Source organism: Cytobacillus spongiae, assembly GCF_021390075.1.
The window spans coordinates 1,757,815-1,779,094 of record NZ_CP089997.1; the positions used below are offsets into that span (position 1 = coordinate 1,757,815).

Annotated in this window: 19 protein-coding genes and 2 pseudogenes; all 21 read left to right on the plus strand. The window is 40.9% G+C overall.

Going from position 1 to position 21,280, the window contains the following annotated elements; genetic code table 11:
• Positions 1 to 88: 88 nt before the first annotated feature.
• The 21 genes and pseudogenes from LS684_RS08890 to LS684_RS08990 all read left to right on the plus strand — a co-directional run bounded on the left by LS684_RS08890 (position 89) and on the right by LS684_RS08990 (position 21,192).
• Complete coding sequence (locus LS684_RS08890) at positions 89 to 493, plus strand: hypothetical protein (RefSeq protein ID WP_233811243.1); 405 nt, start codon at positions 89 to 91, stop codon at positions 491 to 493.
• A pseudogene (locus tag LS684_RS08895) lies at positions 493 to 994 on the plus strand (ATP-binding protein); the annotation flags it as partial. The gene LS684_RS08890 and the pseudogene LS684_RS08895, both read left to right, overlap by 1 nt.
• 582 nt (positions 995 to 1,576) lie before the next feature.
• The gene (locus LS684_RS08900) at positions 1,577 to 2,059 is read left to right on the plus strand and encodes a DUF4871 domain-containing protein (protein ID WP_233811244.1); all 483 of its coding nucleotides are present in this window, start codon (positions 1,577 to 1,579) and stop codon (positions 2,057 to 2,059) included.
• Between the two features lie 123 nt (positions 2,060 to 2,182).
• Positions 2,183 to 2,573: pseudogene (gene tnpA, locus LS684_RS08905) on the plus strand (IS200/IS605 family transposase).
• 11 nt (positions 2,574 to 2,584) lie between these two features.
• On the plus strand, positions 2,585 to 3,697 hold the full coding sequence (locus LS684_RS08910; RefSeq protein ID WP_233805971.1) for a transposase: 1,113 nt from the start codon (positions 2,585 to 2,587) through the stop codon (positions 3,695 to 3,697).
• Between the two features lie 370 nt (positions 3,698 to 4,067).
• Complete coding sequence (locus tag LS684_RS08915; protein ID WP_233811245.1) at positions 4,068 to 4,625, plus strand: DUF6944 family repetitive protein; 558 nt, start codon at positions 4,068 to 4,070, stop codon at positions 4,623 to 4,625.
• Positions 4,626 to 4,698: 73 nt separating this feature from the next.
• On the plus strand, positions 4,699 to 4,836 hold the full coding sequence (locus tag LS684_RS08920; protein WP_233811246.1) for a hypothetical protein: 138 nt from the start codon (positions 4,699 to 4,701) through the stop codon (positions 4,834 to 4,836).
• Positions 4,837 to 4,994: 158 nt separating this feature from the next.
• Positions 4,995 to 5,630: an FMN-dependent NADH-azoreductase gene (locus LS684_RS08925; RefSeq protein WP_233811247.1), complete on the plus strand. Its 636-nt coding sequence runs from the start codon at positions 4,995 to 4,997 to the stop codon at positions 5,628 to 5,630.
• A gap of 539 nt (positions 5,631 to 6,169) precedes the next feature.
• Positions 6,170 to 7,378, plus strand: a complete 1,209-nt coding sequence (locus LS684_RS08930) for a CapA family protein (RefSeq protein ID WP_233811248.1) — start codon at positions 6,170 to 6,172, stop codon at positions 7,376 to 7,378.
• A 443-nt stretch (positions 7,379 to 7,821) separates the two neighbouring features.
• Positions 7,822 to 9,162 carry a M20/M25/M40 family metallo-hydrolase gene (locus tag LS684_RS08935; RefSeq protein WP_233811249.1) on the plus strand — a complete coding sequence of 447 codons (1,341 nt, stop codon included), beginning with the start codon at positions 7,822 to 7,824 and terminating at the stop codon, positions 9,160 to 9,162.
• Positions 9,149 to 10,357, plus strand: a complete 1,209-nt coding sequence (locus LS684_RS08940) for a M24 family metallopeptidase (protein ID WP_233811250.1) — start codon at positions 9,149 to 9,151, stop codon at positions 10,355 to 10,357. Before LS684_RS08935 ends, LS684_RS08940 begins: the two co-directional genes overlap by 14 nt.
• Complete coding sequence (locus LS684_RS08945) at positions 10,358 to 11,653, plus strand: M20/M25/M40 family metallo-hydrolase (protein WP_233811251.1); 1,296 nt, start codon at positions 10,358 to 10,360, stop codon at positions 11,651 to 11,653.
• On the plus strand, positions 11,634 to 12,812 hold the full coding sequence (locus tag LS684_RS08950) for a M24 family metallopeptidase (protein ID WP_233811252.1): 1,179 nt from the start codon (positions 11,634 to 11,636) through the stop codon (positions 12,810 to 12,812). The genes LS684_RS08945 and LS684_RS08950 overlap by 20 nt, the downstream gene beginning before the upstream one ends.
• Positions 12,813 to 12,823: 11 nt before the next feature.
• Positions 12,824 to 13,783 carry an ABC transporter permease gene (locus tag LS684_RS08955; RefSeq protein WP_233811253.1) on the plus strand — a complete coding sequence of 320 codons (960 nt, stop codon included), beginning with the start codon at positions 12,824 to 12,826 and terminating at the stop codon, positions 13,781 to 13,783.
• Between the two features lie 23 nt (positions 13,784 to 13,806).
• Positions 13,807 to 14,733, plus strand: a complete 927-nt coding sequence (gene opp4C / locus LS684_RS08960) for an oligopeptide ABC transporter permease (protein ID WP_233811254.1) — start codon at positions 13,807 to 13,809, stop codon at positions 14,731 to 14,733.
• Between the two features lie 16 nt (positions 14,734 to 14,749).
• Positions 14,750 to 16,432, plus strand: coding sequence for an ABC transporter substrate-binding protein (locus tag LS684_RS08965; RefSeq protein WP_233811255.1), 1,683 nt, complete (start codon positions 14,750 to 14,752; stop codon positions 16,430 to 16,432).
• A gap of 60 nt (positions 16,433 to 16,492) precedes the next feature.
• Positions 16,493 to 17,557, plus strand: a complete 1,065-nt coding sequence (locus LS684_RS08970; protein WP_233811256.1) for a M24 family metallopeptidase — start codon at positions 16,493 to 16,495, stop codon at positions 17,555 to 17,557.
• 13 nt (positions 17,558 to 17,570) lie between these two features.
• A complete protein-coding gene (locus LS684_RS08975) occupies positions 17,571 to 18,608 on the plus strand; it encodes an ABC transporter ATP-binding protein (RefSeq protein ID WP_233811257.1) in 1,038 nt (345 codons plus the stop codon).
• A complete protein-coding gene (locus LS684_RS08980; RefSeq protein ID WP_233811258.1) occupies positions 18,574 to 19,548 on the plus strand; it encodes an ABC transporter ATP-binding protein in 975 nt (324 codons plus the stop codon). The genes LS684_RS08975 and LS684_RS08980 overlap by 35 nt, the downstream gene beginning before the upstream one ends.
• A gap of 15 nt (positions 19,549 to 19,563) precedes the next feature.
• A complete protein-coding gene (locus LS684_RS08985; protein WP_233811259.1) occupies positions 19,564 to 20,706 on the plus strand; it encodes an NAD(P)/FAD-dependent oxidoreductase in 1,143 nt (380 codons plus the stop codon).
• 9 nt (positions 20,707 to 20,715) lie between these two features.
• Positions 20,716 to 21,192 carry a DUF3830 family protein gene (locus LS684_RS08990; RefSeq protein ID WP_233811260.1) on the plus strand — a complete coding sequence of 159 codons (477 nt, stop codon included), beginning with the start codon at positions 20,716 to 20,718 and terminating at the stop codon, positions 21,190 to 21,192.
• Positions 21,193 to 21,280 lie beyond the last annotated feature (88 nt).

The window sequence follows — 21,280 nt, forward strand, 5'->3', positions numbered from 1 at the left end:
TGAAGTAAAAGAAAATGAGTTGATCATTACGGCCACTCCGCAAGGAGACATTCTTGCCCGTCATCGATTATGTCTGGGAAAAGGAGAATTGATTAAAAACCGGAACCACGGAAGAGATCGTTCCAAAGGAATTGAAGCTTATAAAGAAACTGTTATACGTCAATTATCAAATCCTGATCAAGCAAAACAATTCATCCAAGAGGTTGGTTACCGATATCCAAGGTACATGAGGGACCATCTCCAAATCGTTCAACATATGATTAACCAGTATCGGCATGTCATTGATGACGCCCTTATCCAATGCGTTAAAGAACATCTTTGGAGTGCGAATGATCTTCGTGATGTCGCTCACCACCTTCACCGATTGACAGAAAATGAATTCTTTCCTCCCCCTACGTTCCAGGAAATGAAGAGGAACACCACCGTCATAAAAGCCACTGTACAAACAAGGGAACTGGCAACGTATGTAGAGATTATCGGAGGACCTAACTAATGACACGATCGGTACAGCAGCTTCAAGAATACTTCCGCCATCTTCGGATGGCGGAAACAGCAAATGAATTGCCCATATTGCTTAGAAATGCAGAAAAGCACTCGTGGACTTATCTGGAATTTTTAGAGGAAACACTATCCTTTGAACTAAAGCGCCGCGAGGAGAAAAACAGGGAAAAGAGACTGAAAAAGGCTAAGTTTCCTTATTATAAAACACTTGATGAGTTTAAGATTGCCGAACAGCAATCTCTCAGCACCCGTCAATTAGAGCAACTAAAAGAACTGACGTGGCTTGAACAGCAATACAATATGATTCTTTTGGGCCCGCCTGGTGTGGGTAAAACCCATTTTGCGATTGGCCTTGGACTGGAAGCCATTCAAAATAGGTATAAAGTATCCTTTTACACAATGGGAGAACTAATAAATATCCTTAAGACCCAGGATTATCTCCGTAAATCCCCAGCTTTAACTTAAAGCTATAAAAGAAGCAGATCTTATCATTAAGGTTCTTTTGATCTAATCTAAATAAAGAGTAAGAGGACTCTCCTGTTTTTGGGAGAGTCCTTTGTTTGAAGTAAGTCATGGTGTTTTAACGATCAATCATTTCCAAAAAATTTTAATTATATTCGTCCTTAATGAATACCAATTATAAAGCAGTTTTGAATAGTCATATAGAATCTGGTTATTTTTGTATAAATCTAGGATTATATAGAATAAATTATAATATTTGTAAATTATTAATTTTATGAAAGGGGGATGTTTATAGTAAGAAAGAAAGGGATGTTTAATGTCATAAAATAAGGTAGATCAAACTCACTTTTTTTTAGAATTTAATCTAAAATTTAATAGGGATAATTGAAGATCGGTAAAAATGCCAAGTCATTACTGTAACAGGTTTGTTAATGTAAAAGGTACTAGAACTAATCCATTGAATTTTGTACATCATCTAATGTGAAGAAAGCTAATTAAGCTGGTTTATACATAAAATGATGGTTTAATCAGTGATAGGATCAAACACTGTCGCATTCGCATAATTATTGAATTTTTTGGTTTGAGTTTGATAATAAAAAGGAGGAATTTTTTTATGGTAAAAAGAAGTTTCGTTATAATTATTTCACTTATTATAAGCATTACCACCGGTTGTAGTAATGTCACAAACAAAAATGATGAAATTAAATCTGAAACAGAACACCAGGTAGATAAATGGAAAGAGAGCCCTCTATTTGAATCTGGAGGTTACACTATGATTGGAGAAGAAGGACGTTTAGGTTTTATCTACGATGACAGCGAGAATCTTAGATTTTATCCGAATAAACCGCAAAAGTATATGTGGCATTTTTGGGGAGATGACGAAGAGTTTAATGGAAACCTAAAAGTAATTGCTACTTATGAGAAAGAAGAAGAGAAAATAACAGTGGTAGAAGGCGGACTAGGTGGTGCTCATAACGAAGCAGACCGACATGCCCCATCTAATATGTCATTACCAAAGAGTGGGATGTGGAAATTAGATGCTTATATTGGAGATAAACTTTTCGGAGCGGTATTCGTTAAAGTTCATAAGGAATAAAACGTGCTCCCAAGGTGGGTTATTCTTAATCATTTCTTCAAACTATTTATTAAAATGTTATTGGTAGCTCTGCATTTTTTTTTTTAAAATATCGTGGTGCCTGGGACAGATATTAAGAGTCCAATGGAAATCGGTTTTTTTCTTGGGTATTTATTCCTGCATATATTTGTAAATCTTACTTTCTTGCTGTTTCTTTATTTTGGTCAATTATACCACCTCTTACTAGTTGTGAAGTTTCGAAGGAAAGTGATAGATGATACGATTTCCGACTATGCCAAAGATAAATTTGTGTCTTTGAGTCAAAAATATAATATTACATTAGTCGAATGGAACCACGATATTGACCACGTTCATATCTTGTTCAAAGCACAGCCTAACAGTGAAATATCAAAATTCATCAATGCCTATAAAAGTGCCAGTTCAAGACTAATCAAGAAGCTTCTGTTTGTTGACCACTGGTGGTTCACCTATGGAAGTGGTGAAAAAATATATAGAAAATCAAGGGGTAAAGTGAGGTGATTTGATATGACTAAACAAAATAAAGCGTACAAGTTCAGGTTGTATCCAACAGATGAACAAGCTTTTATTATACGAAAAACCTTTGGGTGTGTTCGCTTCGTCTACAATAAAATGTTAGCTGAACGAATAGAAACGTATGAAAGCCTAAAAGAAGATAAAGAAGCATTGAAAAAGATAAAGCACCCAACTCCTGCTAAGTATAAAAAAGAGTATGAATGGCTAAAAGAAGTAGACTCTTTAGCATTAGCGAACGCACAACTAAACTTAGATAAGGCATATAAAGCCTTCTTCAAAGGGAATGTCAAGTTTCCAACGTTCAAAAGGAAACGACACAAACAAAGCTACACAACAAATGTTGTCAATGGAAATATTCAGTTGTTGGATGGTCATATCAAATTACCTAAGTTGAAATTGGTCAAAATTAAACAACATCGAAAGATACCTTCAGAATACAAAATCAAATCCTGCACATTATCTATGACCGCATCAGGAAAATATTATATTTCTATTTTGGCAGAGTACGAGGTGGAAATTGAAAGGAAGGAAGTTAAAAAAGTCGTTGGGTTAGATTTTGCGATGGATGGATTGTTTGTGGATAGCGAGGGTGAGAAAGCCAATTACCCTAAGTTTTATCGACAAAAACTTGAAAAATTAGCAAAAGAACAACGTAAACTGTCTCGTAAGAAGAAAGGTTCTTCCAATTGGAATAAACAACGTATTCGAGTAGCTAACATTCAAGAGAAAGTCGCCAATCAACGGAAGAACTTTCTTCACCATCAATCAAAAAAATTAGTAGCGAACTATGATGCTGTTGTGATTGAAGATTTAGATATGAAAGGAATGTCACAAGCACTTAAATTCGGTAAAAGTGTAGCTGATAATGGATGGGGAATGTTCACTTCTTTCTTACAGTACAAACTAAAAGAACAAGGGAAACAACTGATCAAAATAGACAAATGGTTCCCCTCTACCCAAACCTGTTCGCATTGTGGAAATACCCAACTAATGCCAATGAACATCAGAATATATGTTTGTTCGTGCGGACTAAACCTCGATAGAGATTACAATTCAGCACTCAATATCAAAAAAGAAGGCATTCGCTTATTAGCAAGTGCCTAAAGAAATAAGAGATATAAACTCTTGGAACAAGAGGGTTAGCTTGGTCAATTTCGTCAGCTACCAAAAGTGGCGATTACCCAAGAAGCCCCCACTTCAAGCAACCCGCAAGGGTGGTAAGTGGTGGGAGTAGTTCACTTCATATTCATTATGTGGGTGGTTGCGAAATGAGCTTAACATGTGACTCTCCTTTCTAAAAAGTGATTATTCAGTAATTTTACCATAATGAATCATTGATGATTCGATTTCTTACCTATGAAAAAATGGGATACTTGATATCAAAAAATGGTTATTTGTTACATGAAAACGGGGGTACCTCTTTGCAGCTGGAAGAATAAAATGACTTAAGGCGAATTGAAGCAGGGGATTGTTCATGAATAGTGGAGTAAAAGAGATAGTTGGTGCGGTTTTAGCTGCGGTAGGGACCGTGATATCAGCTTTGAGTGTAACACCTCATTTAAAGCTTAGTGATCAGCTTCGAGAGGGGCTCGATATAAACGGGAATGTGTTGCAAGCAGTTGGGAATGGTCTCCAGGCAGAAGGACAAGGAGACTTTTCACTTGAAAAAGTTGGAAACGAGATCCAGTCGGTCGGTAATTCACTCACCATTGCTGGTTTGATTTGGGATGTGTCCGATTCAAAAAAACTTAACTTGATTGCGACTGGAAACTGGTTTCAAGCATTAGGGAGCCTAGCCGCATTTGCAGACGAATTGGAGGATGCAAGCGCAGAGGGCAAAGGTTTGATCTTAATAGGAAACCTCCTACAAGGAATTGGAAATTCACTGCAAGCACTTGCTGCGAAAAAAGAAATCATCTTAGGTGAACAACTAGAAATAGAGGAATTAGGAGTTGCGGGAAGCTGGATTCAAGCGACAGGAGCCGTATTATCTGCCATCGGTCAGTTCAAGGATGAAAGTGATGAGAAGTAACGGGTAATTATTTCTGAAAATAATCTAAGGAATGGAGGATATACTAATTTTATGGATGGAGGTGTGGTGGGCAATGGAAGAAAAGCCAATTCATTTTGATGGAAGTAGTCATCGTTTAGAAATACAGTCGGCAGATGTCGCTGGGGAAGGTTTTGAACTAACCGATGAGGTGAGAGTAAGTATAAGTGGAAATCCATACATCTATGAGTAATCGAAAAGTACATTCAAGCTGGTCTTCTAGTTTAGACAACTGGAGGCCATTTTATTTTACCCGTATGAATTTGTCGTCAATAGCAAAATCTATACCGAGTGTAAATTCACTCTCAAGAACGATGTTCAAACGAAGGCATATGGAAAGGAATGAAATTGATGGCAAAAGTGATGTACATTACTGCTCATCCTCATGATGAAACACAATCGTATAGTATGGCAGTAGGGAAGGCATTTATTGAAACGTATAAGGAAGCGAATCCTAATGACGAAATCATACATATGGATCTCTATAAAGAGACGATTCCTCCTATCGATGTGGATGTATTTAGCGGGTGGGGAAAGCTTCAAACAGGAAAGGGATTTGAGGTGCTATCACCAGATGAAAAGGCGAAGGTTGGCAGGCTTTCAGAACTAGTTGATCAATTTGTCAGTGCCGATAAATATGTGTTTGTGACACCACTTTGGAACTTCTCTTTCCCTCCTGTCATGAAAGCGTATATTGATTCCGTATCTGTTGCTGGGAAAACATTTACATACACAGATCAAGGGCCAGTTGGATTATTAACGGATAAAAAGGCGCTTCATATTCAAGCTAGTGGGGGGATCTACTCTGAGGGGCCAGCCGCTCAGATGGAAATGGGCCACCGGTATCTGGGTGTCATGATGCAGTTCTTCGGTGTTCCATCATTTGAAGGACTTTTTGTTGAAGGGCATGCAGCCATGCCAGATAAAGCACAGGAAATTAAGGAAAATGCAATCGCGCGAGCAAAGGAATTAGGGAAAAGCTTTTAAGAGCTCGCCGCTCGTATCATGCACGTGAAAAAGGAGCTTTCCTGATATGGAAAGCTCCTTTTTGTCTAGCTAGAAGATTACAATTGAATTTGTTGAAAAAGCCATACGGTCTAAATAATTGTTGATCAGGTGCCTGCAGACATGAATGTAATCATCTTTCATCTATTTCTTTCTTCTGCTGGTTTACTAACTTCATTTGATACCGAAATCCAAATAGAAGCAGACACAATAGCCAAGATGAACATCCACATGAAATCATCTCCTCTATCTACATTTCTTCCGAATCTAATTAACTCGAGTTTAACATATAGTTCCATTTTAAAAAAACGATTTTCATATTCTATGAAACTCTTACTATATTATGCAGGTATCTGCTGAATAAATATGCACGTTCCACTGCAAAAGATCACCATTTATAACAGGGAAAAAAAGTAATCATTTTCCAAAAATAATCAAAACAAATTTCGGTTAATTTTGGTACAATAAATGAATCATAGATTAAGAATCTTTCTTGTGAAGGTTAAAAGGTGAGAACATAAATGGAGAGTAGAAGTCGAAAGCATCGCCGAAAAAAGAAACAAAAAATGAGTGTAGTCGTTTTCTTAACGCTATTATTATTGTTATGTTTGTCGATCTTTGTTGCATTAGCATCAAATGTAGCAGGTGAAAAGGAAGAAACGGAAAAGAAAGCGGAGAAGGTCACGCACCAGCCAATCAAACAACCAGTTGTTGCTGAAAATGAGGGGAAAAAGGACAATGAGCCAATGGGTGCAGGAATAGAAACCGAAAAGGAAGAACCGATTGAGCTCCTTTTCGTAGGAGATTTGTTAATGGATTGGTCGACTAAGCTGACGATGGATGAAAAAGGAGTCGATTATCCTTTTGTACATGTGAAAGAGGAAGTGGCGAAAGCGGATATAGCCATTGCGAATTTAGAACAGCCGTTAACAACTAGAGATGCTTCCTATAAAGATTTGAATCAAATGTTTAATTTTCAAGGAAAGCCAGAGCATATCCAAGGACCAATTAATGCCGGCTTTGATTTAGTATCATTAGGAAATAACCACGCATTGGATTATGGAGAAGAAGGCTTGCTAGATACTTTTCAAGCGTTAAACCAGTATAAGCTTGATTATATAGGTGCAGGAAAAAGTAAAGAAGAGGCTTTTCAAGCAAAGACCTATGAAAAAAAAGGAAAGCGTATTAAGATTATGGCTTCATCTCGGTTTGTCCCATCCGTAAGTTGGTATACATTTCATGAAGGGACAAAAGCCGGACTTGCAAGTGCATATGATTTGGATTACTTAGTCCAAAAAGTAAAAGAAGAAAAGGCGGATGCAGATTACTTGTTTATGTTTATTCATTGGGGTGTTGAGAAAACGGTCACACCTGCTGACTATCAGAAGCAATACGTTCAACAATTAGTATTGGCAGGAATTGATGGGATTATCGGAAGCCACCCCCATGTATTACAAGGCTTTGAATATTATGAAGATGTGCCCGTAGCTTACTCACTTGGAAACTTTCTTTTTCCAAGCTATGTAAAGGAAGATACGGCAGAAACGGGATTGCTAAAGCTAACAATTGATCAAGGCCAAGTTAGCATGGCATTTAAACCATACTTTATTAAAAATGATCAAATCACTCCATTATCTCAACTAGAGGAACAGGTTATCCTCGAAAAATTGGAAGCCCGTTCATACGGAGTGAAGATAGAAGGATATGAGATTAAGAAAGCGAACAAATAAGGGCAGGCTCGTCATATGTTATGCGGCGAGTCTTTTTTGCGTCGTTTTGGAGTCAAATGTCACTGTTGATTTTGAGAGTTGGATGGGATTCCGCTGATATGTTAAGAAAATCGCTGATATACGGCTTGATTCCGCTGATATGTTAAGAAAATCGCTGATATACGGCTTGAATTCGCTGATATGTTAAGGAAATCGCTGATATTATGCTTGGTTTCGCTGAAATATATGAGAGAAATCGCTGATGATCCCGTTTGGAATGGATGAAAGCAAAACTTTCGGATATTAGCTCAAGACCTAGGGATATCCTCAAACGTTCATGGCATATCAGCAATTCGCAGTGAATTATTAGAAAATTTAGATAAGTGTAAACTGTTTTACATCTATCGATTTGACTAAGCCCTTATAATGAGAAAAATTAGTTCAATAGCTAAAGGGTTGATTAGATGAATGTGAATTGGAAGGAAATGAGAGAGTTAGCGACACGTTATTTAAGTGAACTGATTCAGTTAGATACAAGTAATCCTGGTGGGAATGAACTGCGAGCGGTGAACTGGCTGACGGAGAAGGCGATTGAACATGGAATCTATTATACGATCCAAGAGACGGCGCCGAATCGAGGGAATATCATTTTGTCGACGAAGCGAGATTTGAAAGAAGTTCGTGCGCCAATCGTTCTGATGTCCCATCTCGATGTTGTTCCTGCACAAGGGGATGATTGGACGGTACCTCCATTTTCGGGAAAGGTAGTTGATGATCAAATCTGGGGGAGAGGGGCAATTGATACAAAGCAGTTAACGGTGACCCATCTCATACTCCTTATGTTAGTCGTAAATAACCAAATAAAGATGAAGAGGGATCTTTTGATGATAGCAACTTCGGATGAAGAGTGTGGAAGTCACTATGGATTACTAGCTTTGTTACCTGATTATAGTTATTTATTTCATCAAAGCTTGGTTTTTAATGAAGGTGGAGGATTTCCGATTCAAATAGGTCAAAAGAATTACTATCTATGTGAAATGGGGCAAAAAGGAATTGCGAGATTAAAGATAACGACTCGATCGGAGAGGCAACAGAACCCATATTTGCCCAATCATCAACCGATTTCTGTCATAACCGAAGTGATGAAGCGTTTCCGAAACGTGCAGCTACATGAATCGATCCCTCCTACAACAGCTACTCTCTTTCAGACCATTGGAGACGATCTACACCTAGAACACAACCTCGAAGCAAATGACATACACTCATTCTTAAAAAATATCCCAGAAGAATTACATTCCTTAATGGAATCCATTCGAAAGACGACCTTTACGGTAACGAAATGGAATGGAGGACGGAAGCACCCAAGCCTACATGGAGAGTCAGAGGTTTATATCGATGGCCGCCCACTTCCCCATATCACACGTGAACATTTTCATAAGATGATTTCAACGATTGTAGAAGGTTTGCCTGTTTCTGTTGAGATTCTCGAATTCTCGCAGGGCTATGAGACTACGGTTTGCAAGGAGGATCTAAGACTTTTTGAAGAAGTAATAACGACCGAAGTAAAGAATGCCCGTGTGGTGCCTTTTCTCTCCTTCGGTGCGAGCGATTCCCGTCACTTAAGAACCTATGATTGTCAGGTGTATGGCTATTGTCCGATGCTCCCAGATATGACGTTTGAAAAAGTAATCAAGCTCGTTCATGGGAGAGATGAGAGAATTCCTGTTGATTCCTTGTTATTTGGAATACAGAATATGGCTGAAATTGTACAGAGGAAAGGAGTGGAGGTTTGTGAAGCAACGTAATGGATCGATTCAACAGAGCAAATTAAAGCAAGCCGAGAAATTATTGCAAAGATATGAGATGGATACATGGTTGATTTTAACGAGAGAAGGCTCTGACCCGAGCATGCCTCTCTTAATAGGTGTCCGATCGGTTCATCAAGCAGCGATATTTATTCGCCAGGATGGGCAGCATCTCGCACTTACATCGGTAAGTGATAAAGGGAATTACGAGGGAACAGGTCTTTTTTCGAAGGTTGTCGTTTATGAAGACAGCATGGAGGAAGTGTTCCAGGAGCTATTCCAGGAGTTATCGCCTGCAAAGCTTGCCTTGAACTTTTCTGCGTCGGACCATTTATGTGATGGATTAACACAGGGATTATTCCTTTGGCTAGAAGACGTTATCGGCGCAGAGTCACTCTCATCCTTAGAGATTAGTAGTGAAAAAATGCTGAAGGAATTAAGAAGCTTGAAAACCGAGCAAGAGATTGAGCGGATTCAACAAGCAGTTGATCTTACTACCGACATTTACGATGCGGTGTTCTCGCAAATGGCATGTGGAATGACAGAAATTGAAATTGGGCAGTTATTTGTTGAGGAAATGAAAAAACGAGATGTGTGTAATGGGCTAGGAAATCCGTACGATCCCCCATTAGTATGCGCCGTTCGCAATGGACTTGCCCATCGAAAGCCTAGTCATTATCAAACGCGGCCAGGGGATATTGTCATTATTGATTTTAGCTTAAAGTATCAGGACTATGTGTCAGATATTGCGCGAACATGCTATATGCTAAAGCCGGGGGAAGAGGCACCTCCAGAAGATATTCAGAGGGCGTTTGATACGGCAATCGAGGCGATCACCCAGTCGATATATGAGTTAGTTCCTGGAAAAAAAGGCTTTGAGGTCGATCAAGTGGGCCGAAAAGTGATTGAAGCTGCTGGATATCCTACGATCCGCCATTCTGTTGGACACCAGGTGGGAAGAGCGACGCATGACGGAGGAACAATCCTCGGGCCGCAGCGGATCCCGCCTAGACCTGAAGTAGAAGGGGTTATTCAACCAGGTGAGGTATATGCAGTTGAGCCAACAGTCATTCAAGACGACGGTCTTCCATGTATATTAGTCGAAGAAAACGTGTTAGTCACAAACGATGCGCCAATTATTTTAAGCAAAAGGCAAACAGAGCTTGTGACGATTAAAAAAAATCAGGTGATTTGAATGAAATTAGCAGAGGAAAATCAAGCAATTACTCTCTTACAGAAATTAGTACAGTTCAATACAACGAACGAGCTTGCTACTGAGAAGGAAGCAGCTCAATATCTAGTAGAATTTTTTCAGAAAAAAGGGATCGAATCTGAGATGGTATACAGCCCAGGTGGAAGAGCGAATGTAATTGCGAAAATTGCTGCTTCTACGAAAGAAAAAAAGGAAAACTTACTCCTTCTTTCCCATTTAGATGTGGTTGCAGCAAGTGAAGAGGAATGGACGTATCCTCCTTTCTCCGGTGAAATCGCAGAAGGTGCGATCTGGGGGAGAGGGACGCTAGATACGAAGCAGCTAACCGCCATGCATATTACCGCTTTTCTTCAATTAAAAGAGTGTGAGGCCTTATTAAACCGTAATGTGTACTTCATTGCATCAGCTGATGAAGAGAATGGCAGCAAGGATGGGATGGAATATCTCGCCCATCATTTTGCGCCAATTTTTCAGGATAGTATCGTATTAAGTGAAGGAGGCGGGTTTACCCATCCGAATGCTGAGGGGAAGGAATGTATGCTCTTTGCATCGAGTGAAAAAGGGACGGCAAGAATTCGGTTGATTGCAGAAGGGGAAGGGGGGCATGCAGGAAGTCCACCAGCGGACCAAGCCATCCATAAGCTTGCAGATGTAATTGAAACAATCTCGAGCTTTCAGGACAACACTAGAATTGAAGATACGTCTTTTTCAGCCTTCTTTTCTAGTGAACTCCGATTAGAAGAGTCCTTTCTCGCTCGCCTGCATGATTATATGAAACAACCAACCATTCAAGTAGATTTGCTGGAAGTTGGTGAGAAGATCAATGTTGTTCCCTATGTCGCTGAGACAGTCGTGGAAATCCGAACACTCCCTTCTCAAACTGAAAAGGAAATGAAGAAAATGGTTGCGAAATCGCTAGAGCCTTTTCAAATTCGCTGGGAATGGGAGTTCTTTCAAGCAGGGTATCAATGTGATTCGGATTCGAAGCTGATGAAGCTATTTCAAAAGCATGCGAAACACTTAAATTTCCACGGGGAATGGGTTCCTTTTACCGCATTGGGGAAGACAGATGGTCGTTTCATCAGTAAATTAGCAAAGCAAATTTATGGCTTATCTCCAGTCTTAACGCCATTTGAAGAAGTTTTAAAAAGAGTTCATAGCAAGGATGAACGACTCGAAATAGAGGCCTATTTATTTGGTGTAGAACTAATGAAAAATGTACTATCCGAATTTTGTATAGAGAATGGAGGGAAAATCGATGAATCAACTTCATGTTGAAAAGCTGAATCAAGCATCCCAATACCTTCTCGAAGCGGAAGTAGATCTATGGCTAATTCTTACTTCAGAAGGAAGTGATCCGGCTCTTCCATTAATGACAGGAGTGGCTACAGTTGGGCCTGGAGCTTTTCTCATCACAAAAGAAGGGAAGCGTTATGCCGTATGCAGCCAAATTGATGCACAGGATATTGAAGAATCGGAATTATTTGATGAAGTCTATCATTATTCAAAAGCGTTTAGTGAAGTGTTAAGTTCGATCATACGTAATTTACAGCCAAATAAAATTGCCCTCAATATCTCAGTTGAGGAGCATCTAGCAGATGGATTAACGGTAGGAAGGTATCGCTGGTTAATGAACGTCCTAAAGGATGTGTTCACAGGAGAAATAGTATCAGCTGAGGCCTTTTTATCTAGACTTCGAGCAATAAAGTCAGGTTCAGAGATTGCAAGTATACGAGAGGCTATTCGCGTGACGGAGGATATATATTCATCTGTCTTTCAGCAGATGAAGCCATCTATGACAGAAAAACAAGTAGGGGCTATTTTTATCCAAGAGATGGAAAAGCGCCAAGTGTTGAATGGAATTGATCGGACGCTATCCATGCCTATTGTGATGAAGGAAAATATCGCCCACAGGCCGCCAAGTGATAGCGTCATTCAACCGGGCGATCTCGTGATTATGGACTTTAGTGCCTTTGTAAACGGCTATTGTTCGGATATTGCAAGAACGGTTTACTTTTTAAAAAAAGGGGAGACTGAGCCACCTACGGAAGTAGATGAAGCTTTCCAGGCGGTTCATGGGGCGATTACAGCTGCAGCAGATGCCGTTAAACCGGGTGCTCAAGGATATGAAGTGGATCAGATGGCAAGAGAGTACTATCAATCTAAGGGGTATCCAGAGATTAGCCATGCAACAGGCCACCAAATTGGGCGAAATGTCCATGATGGGGGAGCGCTATTAGGTCCTAGATGGAAGCGGTACGGGAAAGCCCCATATGAAACGATTGAAGAAGGGATGGTTTTTACCATTGAACCTACTTTGTTCTTAGAAGACAATATTCACTTTATCGTAGAGGAAAATGTTGTCGTAACAAAGGAGGGGATGGAGTATTTATCCAACCGCCAAAACGAGCTCGTCTTAATTCCATATAGAGAGTAGGTGAACGATCCGTGAAAAAGTTTTTGCTGAAACGATTGCTTCAATCGATTCCCATTCTGATCGGGATTACCATTATGACGTTTTCCATTATGCAGCTTGCTCCAGGAAACCCGATGCAAACAATGATTGATCCAAAAATCTCAGCGGAGGAAATGGAACGAGCCCAGGAAAATTTAGGGATGAATGATCCCATCTATGTTCAATATTACAACTGGATGAAGGAGGTTTTGCAAGGAAACCTCGGGTACACGATTAAAACAGGGCAGCCGGTTGGGAAAGTGATTTTTGAAAGACTACCGGCCACTCTATTGCTAACGGGTACCGCCTTTATTATGGCATTTGTTGTCGGTGTACCTCTTGGCGTGTACTCTGCAACCCATCGATATAAATTGCCTGATTACGTGTTAACGGTCATTTCATTTATTGGGATTTCGATTCCTTCCTTTTTCTTCGGGCTTGGCATGATTTTTATCTTTGCGTTAAAGCTCGGTTGGTTACCAACTTCAGGGATGATTACGATTGGGGCGGATTACCAAGGCTTTGCCTTATTTGTCGACTATTTAAAGCATGTCATAATGCCAGCAAGTGTATTGGCACTTCCTACAGTTGCTGTGGTCATGCGTTTTACTCGCTCAAGCTTACTGGAAGTGTTGAATCAAGACTTTATCCGAACAGCTGATGCAAAAGGGCTAAGTAAACAAGTCGTATATTTAAAGCACGCTCTTCGAAATGCATTAATACCCGTCATTACAATCTTCGGTCTTTCGATTCCCTTTTTATTCGGAGGCGCTTATATTACCGAGCATATCTTTAACTGGCCCGGAATGGGGAGCCTCGGAATCCAATCGATTGTGGCAAGAGAATATCCCGTTATTATGGCGTTAAACTTATTTACCTCCATGCTTGTTATGTTTGGTAACTTATTAGCTGATGTCATGTATGCATGGGCAGACCCGCGCATTCGTTATTAAGTCTATAGGAGAGGGGGGTTAGAATGAATGAACATGCGAGCTTGCAGCAAGAAGGGATGAATGTCACTTTCGCTGCAGAAAAGAAAAGATGGAAGGATAACCCTTCGTGGAAAAGGTTTAAGAAAAATAAACTTGCTGTATTTGGTCTAATGTTTCTCGGCCTATTTGTGATTGTTTCCCTGTTAGCACCATTGATTGCTCCTTATGATCCGTACGTATCCAATGAAAATGACCTTGGAACTTATCATGTGTTAGCTCCTCCATCTAGTGAACATCTACTTGGTACAGACAGTCTAGGGCGCGACATGCTTAGCCGTATTATCTATGGAGGAAGAGTTTCACTTAGTGTGGCCTTTGTAGCGGTATTAATTGCCACGGCAACAGGTATTCTTCTTGGCGTGTTAGCTGGCTATTATGGGAAATGGGTCGATACGCTGATTATGAGAATTACCGACGTGGTCATTTGCTTCCCAGTTCTCTTTTTAGCCATTACAGTAGCCACCATTTTAAAACCAAGTCTTTGGAATGTCATGATTATTATTGGCTTTGTTAGCTGGACGACGATGACTCGATTGGTTCGAGGAGAAGTGCTGCGGCTAAGAGAAATGGAATATATTGAAGCTGCTAAAGCGATGGGTCAACAGAATGCGCTTATTATTTTGCGGCATATATTGCCGAATATTCTTGCTCCAATCGTTGTACAGGCAACATTGCAAACTGCTGAGGCTATCTTAACAGAGTCTGCGCTTAGCTTTTTAGGAGTTGGGGTTCAACAGCCTGTTCCAAGCTGGGGAAATATGCTAAATGAAGCCACATCGATTATGATTTTACAATTTAAACCTTGGGTTTGGGCACCAGCAGGCTTTGCCATATTAATGACCATCTTATGTATTAATTTTGTTGGTGATGGATTGAGAGATGCGTTAGATCCAAAAGTAAAAAATGAATAATTTGAGGGGGATTATGATGAAAAATTGGAAATTTGCGTCAGTTATTTTCTTAATTTTCACTCTATTGGTTGGCTGTAGCTCAGAAGGGACCTCTACACCTGATAACAATGGGGATCAAGAACCTGGAACCGTTGTCGAGGGCGGAACGGTAACCATTGCTTCAACAAGTGAGCCTGGAAACTTAAACCCAGTCATTTGGGCTACTACTTCAGATACGACGGTCACACATATGATCTTCGATTCACTTGTAATTCCTGATGAAGAATTGAAGATGGTTGGCAGTCTTGCAGAAGACTGGGAGATTTCTGAAGATGGGAAAACGTATACATTTAAGCTGAAGGAAAATGTAAAGTGGCATGACGGAGAGTCTTTTACCGCTGAGGATGTGAAATTCACTTTTACGGCACTTGCTCATCCTACTTACGATGCAGGGGCATACTGGCGAGTTGAGCCTGTTGTCGGAGCAGAGGAATATAAGGCAGGAAAGGCAGATACGGTTGCAGGAATTGAAGTGGTAGATGAGACAACCATTAAGTTTACAACAAAAGAAGCATTTGCTCCCTTTTTATCAGGATTATTTATTGGTGTTTTGCCTGAGCATGTATTAGGAGAGGTGGACCCAGGAGAATGGGAAAAGCATGATTCCAACCGAAATCCAGTTGGAACAGGACCATTTAAGTTTGAAAAATGGGAGACAGGACAATATATTGAGCTGTCTAGTAACAAAGAGTATTTTGGTGGATCGCCAAATCTAGATAAAATCCTTGTTCGCTTTGGTGATGCAAATTCGATGATTGCCTCTGTGTTAAGTAAAGATGTTGACATTTCAGCGGTACCGATTGCGGAGGTTCCATCTGTTCAAACATTGGATTATGCAAGCCTAGTGACACAAAACCAGTTAAGTGTCTATTATGTTGGATTTAATGCAAGAAACGATCATTTCAAGGATGTAAAGGTACGTCAAGCATTGGCACATGCCGTGGATAAAGAGTCGATTGTTCAATCCATCTTAGGGGAGTATGGAAATGCAGCAGATGATATTTTCCCTTCATCCCATTGGTCACATAGCCCGAATCTACCCATTTACGACTTTGATGCTTCAAAGACAGAGAGTCTTCTAGAAGAGGCTGGCTATTCGAAAAATAAAGATGGAATCTTTGAAAAGAATGGGAAAGAATTGAGCTTTATGATGGAAGTTCCAACTGGAACGAAGGAAAGAGAAAAGTCAGCAGTTCTATTAAAGCAAATGTGGGAAAAGGTTGGGGTGAAGGTGGAGCTTCGTTCACTAGACTTCCCAACGCTTGTAACAAAGCTTCTTCCAAAGACGGACGATGGGAAGCAAAGGGAAGTAACAAAGGATGACTATGATGCGTATATTCTAGGCTTTGGAATTGAAGCAGACCCTGACGAATATCGCAGCTACTTTGGATCAAGCTATATGCCGCCAAATGGCTACAACTTTGTTGGCTACTCAGATCCAAAGGTAGATCTGTTATTAGAAGATCAGGCAAGGGAAATTGACTTAGACAAACGTCAAGAATTAATCTGGGCGGTTGGAGACAAACTGGCTGAAGATGAAATTTGGATTCCTTTATATGAGCAAAATACGCCTTTCGTAGTTAACAATCGTGTAGATGGCTTTAATCCAGACTTTAGAGGTGTGACCTTTAAGGCGAAGGAGTGGAGTGTTAAAGAATAAGTAAGGTGCAAAGGAGTCCTTTGGATTCCTTTGCCTTTTCCTCTAACAGGTGGTGAACGAATGCAAACACGGCTAAAGACCATCAGAGAGTGGATGGCAGTGCAGCATCTAGATGCATTATGGATTCATACGTATGAGAATCGTAGATATGTATCCCGGTTTACAGGAAGTAATGGGTATTTGTTCATTACAAATAATCAAGCAAAGCTCATTACAGACCAGCGCTATAAGGATCAAGCGAAAGAGGAGACAGAGGGATTTGAGGTAATCTGTCATGGGCTTGATCGGTTTACGACCTTTAATGAGGTGATCCCGAGTCGTAAAGCTTGCCGGATTGGCTTTGAAGCGAATGATATGCCGGTAACCTTTTATCAACAGCTATCAGCTATTTCTTCTAAGGTGGAATGGGTTCCGTTTACCGATGAGTTTTTACACATGCGAAAAATTAAGGATGACGAGGAAATTCAAATTCTGAGGGAAGCGATTGCAAGGTCAGATCAAGCCTTTGCATCCCTTCTTCCGCTACTTAAAGTGGGGATGACGGAGAAACAGGTTCGCATGGAGCTCGAATATCAAATGGCTAAATGGGGGAATGAGGGACCTGCTTTTGGAACAATTATCGCATCGGATATACGAGCAGCTTTTCCCCATGCAGGGGTGACTGAAAATCAAGTAAAGCAGAATCGTTTTCTTCTGATTGATTTCGGCATGAAATATGAAGGCTATATGTCAGATATGACGAGAACGATTGCAACGGGACATCCTCCTAGTCAATTACAGGATTATTATCAATTAGTCTTACAGTCTCTTGAAAAATCAATTGAAGCGATTAAGCCGGGAGTAAGAGCTGGGGACATTGATCTAGTGGCAAGGCAAATTTTTGCAGAGGCAGGAGTAGAACCGTTTAGCTTAAGGGGGCTCGGGCATGGAGTTGGACTGCAAATTCATGAGTACCCGCGGGTCGTGCTTGATGGAGATGAAATCATACAGCCAGGGATGGTGTTTACTGTTGAGCCTGGTTTATATATCCCGGAGCAAGTTGGGGTAAGGATTGAGGATATTGTTCTTGTGACAGAGGATGGCTGTGAAGTGTTAACGAAAACAAGCCGGGAAATCCAAATCTAAAGGGGGGAACTATATGGAGGAGTATCTGTTAGAGGTTCGTAATTTAAAAACGTATTTTTACAACGATGGAACCGAAACCCCTGCTGTTGATGGAGTTTCCTTTGAGTTGAAACGGGGCGAAACGTTAGGGATTGTTGGGGAATCAGGTAGTGGAAAAAGCATTACATCCTTGTCGATTTTACAGCTTGTCCCAAAGCCCCATGGGAAAATTGTAGATGGCGAAATCGTTTTTAAAGGGAGAAATCTAATCGGTTTATCTGAAAAAGAGATCCGAAAAATTCGCGGCAATGAAATTTCAATGATTTTTCAGGAGCCGATGACCTCTTTAAACCCTGTGTATACAATCGGAAACCAAATAGCTGAAGTGATGATTCTGCATCAAAAGCTTAGCAAAAATCAAGCGAAGGAAAAGGTTATTGACATCTTAAAAACGGTCGGAATTCCGAACGCCGAGAAACGAATTGATCAGTACCCGCATCAGTTGTCCGGAGGAATGAGGCAGCGTGTAATGATCGCGATGGCATTAGCTTGCAATCCAGATTTGCTCATTGCTGATGAACCGACAACGGCTCTTGATGTAACAACACAAGCACAGATTTTAGAGCTAATGAATGATCTGAAGAAAAAGACGAATACCTCTATTCTGTTTATCACACATGACTTAGGGGTAATCGCCGATTCTGCCGAAAAGGTAGCTGTTATGTACTTAGGCAGAGTGGTCGAGTACACCGATGTGGAAACGTTCTTTGAGGATCCGAAACACCCGTATTCAAAGGGGTTAATTACTTCCATTCCAAGCTTAACGAATCGAGTGGAGCGGTTAACTCCGATCCAAGGGCAGGTACCCCGTCCTTCAGATGTAACGGAGGGCTGCCGGTTTGCAGGCAGATGCAAGGAGGCAAGAGCGCTGTGTGTTGCTGAGGAGCCTCCATTGCTCTCGATTGATGACCATAAGACGAGGTGCTGGATCTATTCGGATCGCTGGGAGGATACAAAGGATGAGGGGGTGACGGGCAATGGCCGAACAGCTGCTGCAAGTCGAGAATCTTAAAAAATGGTTTCCAACAAAGGATGCGTCCGTTTTATCAAAGGATAAGAGCTATGTAAAAGCCATCGATGTTATTAGCTTTTTCATTAATAAGGGTGAAACATTAGGGTTAGTAGGAGAATCCGGCTGCGGAAAGTCAACAACAGGAAGAGCGGTCCTTCGCTTAATCGAAGCTACAGAAGGAAGGGTGTTATTCGAAAATCAGGATATTGGAAATCTATCTTCAAGAAGCTTGAAGAAGAAGCGTAAAGATATGCAAATTGTGTTTCAGGACCCCTATGCGTCCTTGAATCCACGGCTAAAGGTGAAACAGATTATTGAAGAACCGATGACGATTCACTTAAAGCTATCTAAAAAAGAGCGGGAAGAGCGCGTGAAGCAAATCATGCAGGATGTAGGCTTGAATGTCCATTACATGGATCGCTATCCACATGAATTTTCTGGAGGTCAGCGTCAGCGAATTGGGATTGCACGGGCGCTTGCCGTCCATCCGAAGCTCATCATTATGGATGAACCTGTATCGGCTCTCGATGTGTCCGTACAGGCACAAGTGTTAAACCTCATCCAAGACCTACAAGTGAAATATGACCTGACGTATTTGTTTATTACTCATAATTTAAGTGTCGTAAAGCATATTTCGAACCGGATTGCGGTTATGTATCTCGGAAAAATTGTAGAGGTTGCAGACAGGGATGCATTCTTTGAAAATCCCAAACACCCGTATTCCCAGGCATTAATTTCCGCGATTCCAGAGCCAAATCCAAAGCTAAAAAGGGAACGTGTCATTTTAAAGGGTGATATTCCGAGTCCCATCGATCCACCAGCTGGCTGCCGTTTTCATACCCGTTGTCCTGTGGCGATTGAGTCGTGTATGACTGTTGAACCAGAGCTTGTGGTGACAGAAGAAGGACACCAGGTTGCCTGTCACCTAGCAAACCGCTAACAAGGAGGATGCACATTGAAACCATATGATGTCGTTATTGTAGGAGCAGGAATTATTGGCTGTTCCATTGCTTATTTTTTATCGGAAAAAGGGTGTACGAATGTTCTCGTCATTGACAAAGGAGGAATAGCTTCTGATATTACTGGAATTTGCCCAGGAGGAGTTCGCCAGCAATGGGGGACAGATATCAACTGCCAAATGGCTAAAGCTTCGACTCAATTTTTCGAGAATATTAATGCTCATTTAGAACCAGAGTATGAAATCAAGTATCGAAATGTAGGCTATTTATATACCTTTCATTCGGAGGAGGCCATTTCAAATTATCAGAAGAATATTCGTCTTCAAAATGCGCATGGAATTCCAACGAAGATGATGACTCCTTTGGAAGCAAAAGAATGGGTTCCAGGAATAAATGAGGCAAGCTTTCAAGCGGCGTCCTTCTGCGAGACAGATGGGTTTGTCGATGATGCTTATCATGTAACCAATAGCTTTGCGGATGCAGCGAAGCGTAAGGGTGTTACTTTTATTCGTGCTGAAGTAGATGAAATAATCACGGAGGATGGTGTAGTCAAGGGTGTAAAGTGCATAGATCGAGGAACCATCTATGCAGACAAGGTAATCAATGCAGCAGGGCTCGGTTCAAAGAAGCTGGCAAAAACGGCAAATATCGAACTCCCTATCGAATTTGAAACGAGAAGAATTTTGTATACAAATCGAATCGAAGAGAGAGTGCTAGAACCTCTTCTTGTATCGTTTGAAAAAGGATTTGCGGCCAAGCAGCTTACGGATGGTACATTGTACTTAAGCTATTTAGGCAAGGATCTAAAGCCTCCATATAATATGTTTGATTTTCAGTATAAAGCAGCTGAAGTTGGAATGGAGATTTTCCCGCCACTTGAACATGTAGTATTTAAAACGCATGTAGATGGAGTATATGATAGTACTCCGGATCACCAAGCCATTCTAGGTGATGTGGACGGGCTGACAGGGTATTTTCAAGCAGTGGGAATGAGCGGACACGGCTTTATGATGTCACCAGCCATCGGAGAAGCTCTTGCAGCCAGTGTCTTAAATGAAAAGCCTGCTATTTCGATTGAAAGCTTGCATTTCCGAAGATTTCAAAATAATCAGCTCGTATTTGAACCGAGTGTCGTGTAGGAGGGGAACATGAGTACATTTTTTCAAATTCGTTTTGTTGAGTCAGATGTGACATTGAAGGCAAGAATCCTTGAAGAGAAAGCACCGACTACTGCCCAAGCATTCGCAGACCTCCTGCAAACGTCGGCGATCGAGACGGCAGGGAAGCATGCGATGTATACAGGAAAGGAAGTTTCCATTCAATTACCAAAGGGGAGCTGTGAAAGCACGTTATTGCACGAACCACCAAAGGAAAACTTAACATGCTTCCCACAGCCAGGTGATATATTATATACCTTCATGCCTGCATATGCGTGGGGCGGAATTCCTCAACCCATCTATGATTTTGGCTTGTTTTATGGAAAAGAAGCGAGAACCTTCTTTCCCGCAGGCTGGCTCCCTGGTAATCTATTTGCAAGAATCGTAGATGAGGACTTAGAAGAATTAGAGGAAATCGGACGAGTGATCCACTTAAAAGGGCAGCAAAACATTGTTATTACGCTATAAGGCATGTAAGCCTCTTACTAGGTTAGCTAGTAGGGGGTTTTGCTTTTGTTTAAGAGAAGCTGAGCATTGTTTTTATATAAAAAAACTG

Bases quoted from the DNA above. Each gene is read 5' to 3' on its own strand.
- LS684_RS08990 (WP_233811260.1), top strand. From the start codon at position 20,716: ATGAGTACATTTTTTCAAATTCGTTTTGTTGAGTCAGATGTGACATTG.
- LS684_RS08915 (WP_233811245.1), top strand. From the start codon at position 4,068: ATGAATAGTGGAGTAAAAGAGATAGTTGGTGCGGTTTTAGCTGCGGTA.
- LS684_RS08920 (WP_233811246.1), top strand. From the start codon at position 4,699: ATGGAAGAAAAGCCAATTCATTTTGATGGAAGTAGTCATCGTTTAGAA.
- opp4C (WP_233811254.1), top strand. From the start codon at position 13,807: ATGAATGAACATGCGAGCTTGCAGCAAGAAGGGATGAATGTCACTTTC.
- LS684_RS08970 (WP_233811256.1), top strand. From the start codon at position 16,493: ATGCAAACACGGCTAAAGACCATCAGAGAGTGGATGGCAGTGCAGCAT.
- LS684_RS08950 (WP_233811252.1), top strand. From the start codon at position 11,634: ATGAATCAACTTCATGTTGAAAAGCTGAATCAAGCATCCCAATACCTT.
- LS684_RS08965 (WP_233811255.1), top strand. From the start codon at position 14,750: ATGAAAAATTGGAAATTTGCGTCAGTTATTTTCTTAATTTTCACTCTA.
- LS684_RS08925 (WP_233811247.1), top strand. From the start codon at position 4,995: ATGGCAAAAGTGATGTACATTACTGCTCATCCTCATGATGAAACACAA.
- LS684_RS08980 (WP_233811258.1), top strand. From the start codon at position 18,574: ATGGCCGAACAGCTGCTGCAAGTCGAGAATCTTAAAAAATGGTTTCCA.
- LS684_RS08945 (WP_233811251.1), top strand. From the start codon at position 10,358: ATGAAATTAGCAGAGGAAAATCAAGCAATTACTCTCTTACAGAAATTA.
- LS684_RS08975 (WP_233811257.1), top strand. From the start codon at position 17,571: ATGGAGGAGTATCTGTTAGAGGTTCGTAATTTAAAAACGTATTTTTAC.
- LS684_RS08935 (WP_233811249.1), top strand. From the start codon at position 7,822: ATGAATGTGAATTGGAAGGAAATGAGAGAGTTAGCGACACGTTATTTA.
- LS684_RS08930 (WP_233811248.1), top strand. From the start codon at position 6,170: ATGGAGAGTAGAAGTCGAAAGCATCGCCGAAAAAAGAAACAAAAAATG.
- LS684_RS08900 (WP_233811244.1), top strand. From the start codon at position 1,577: ATGGTAAAAAGAAGTTTCGTTATAATTATTTCACTTATTATAAGCATT.
- LS684_RS08910 (WP_233805971.1), top strand. From the start codon at position 2,585: ATGACTAAACAAAATAAAGCGTACAAGTTCAGGTTGTATCCAACAGAT.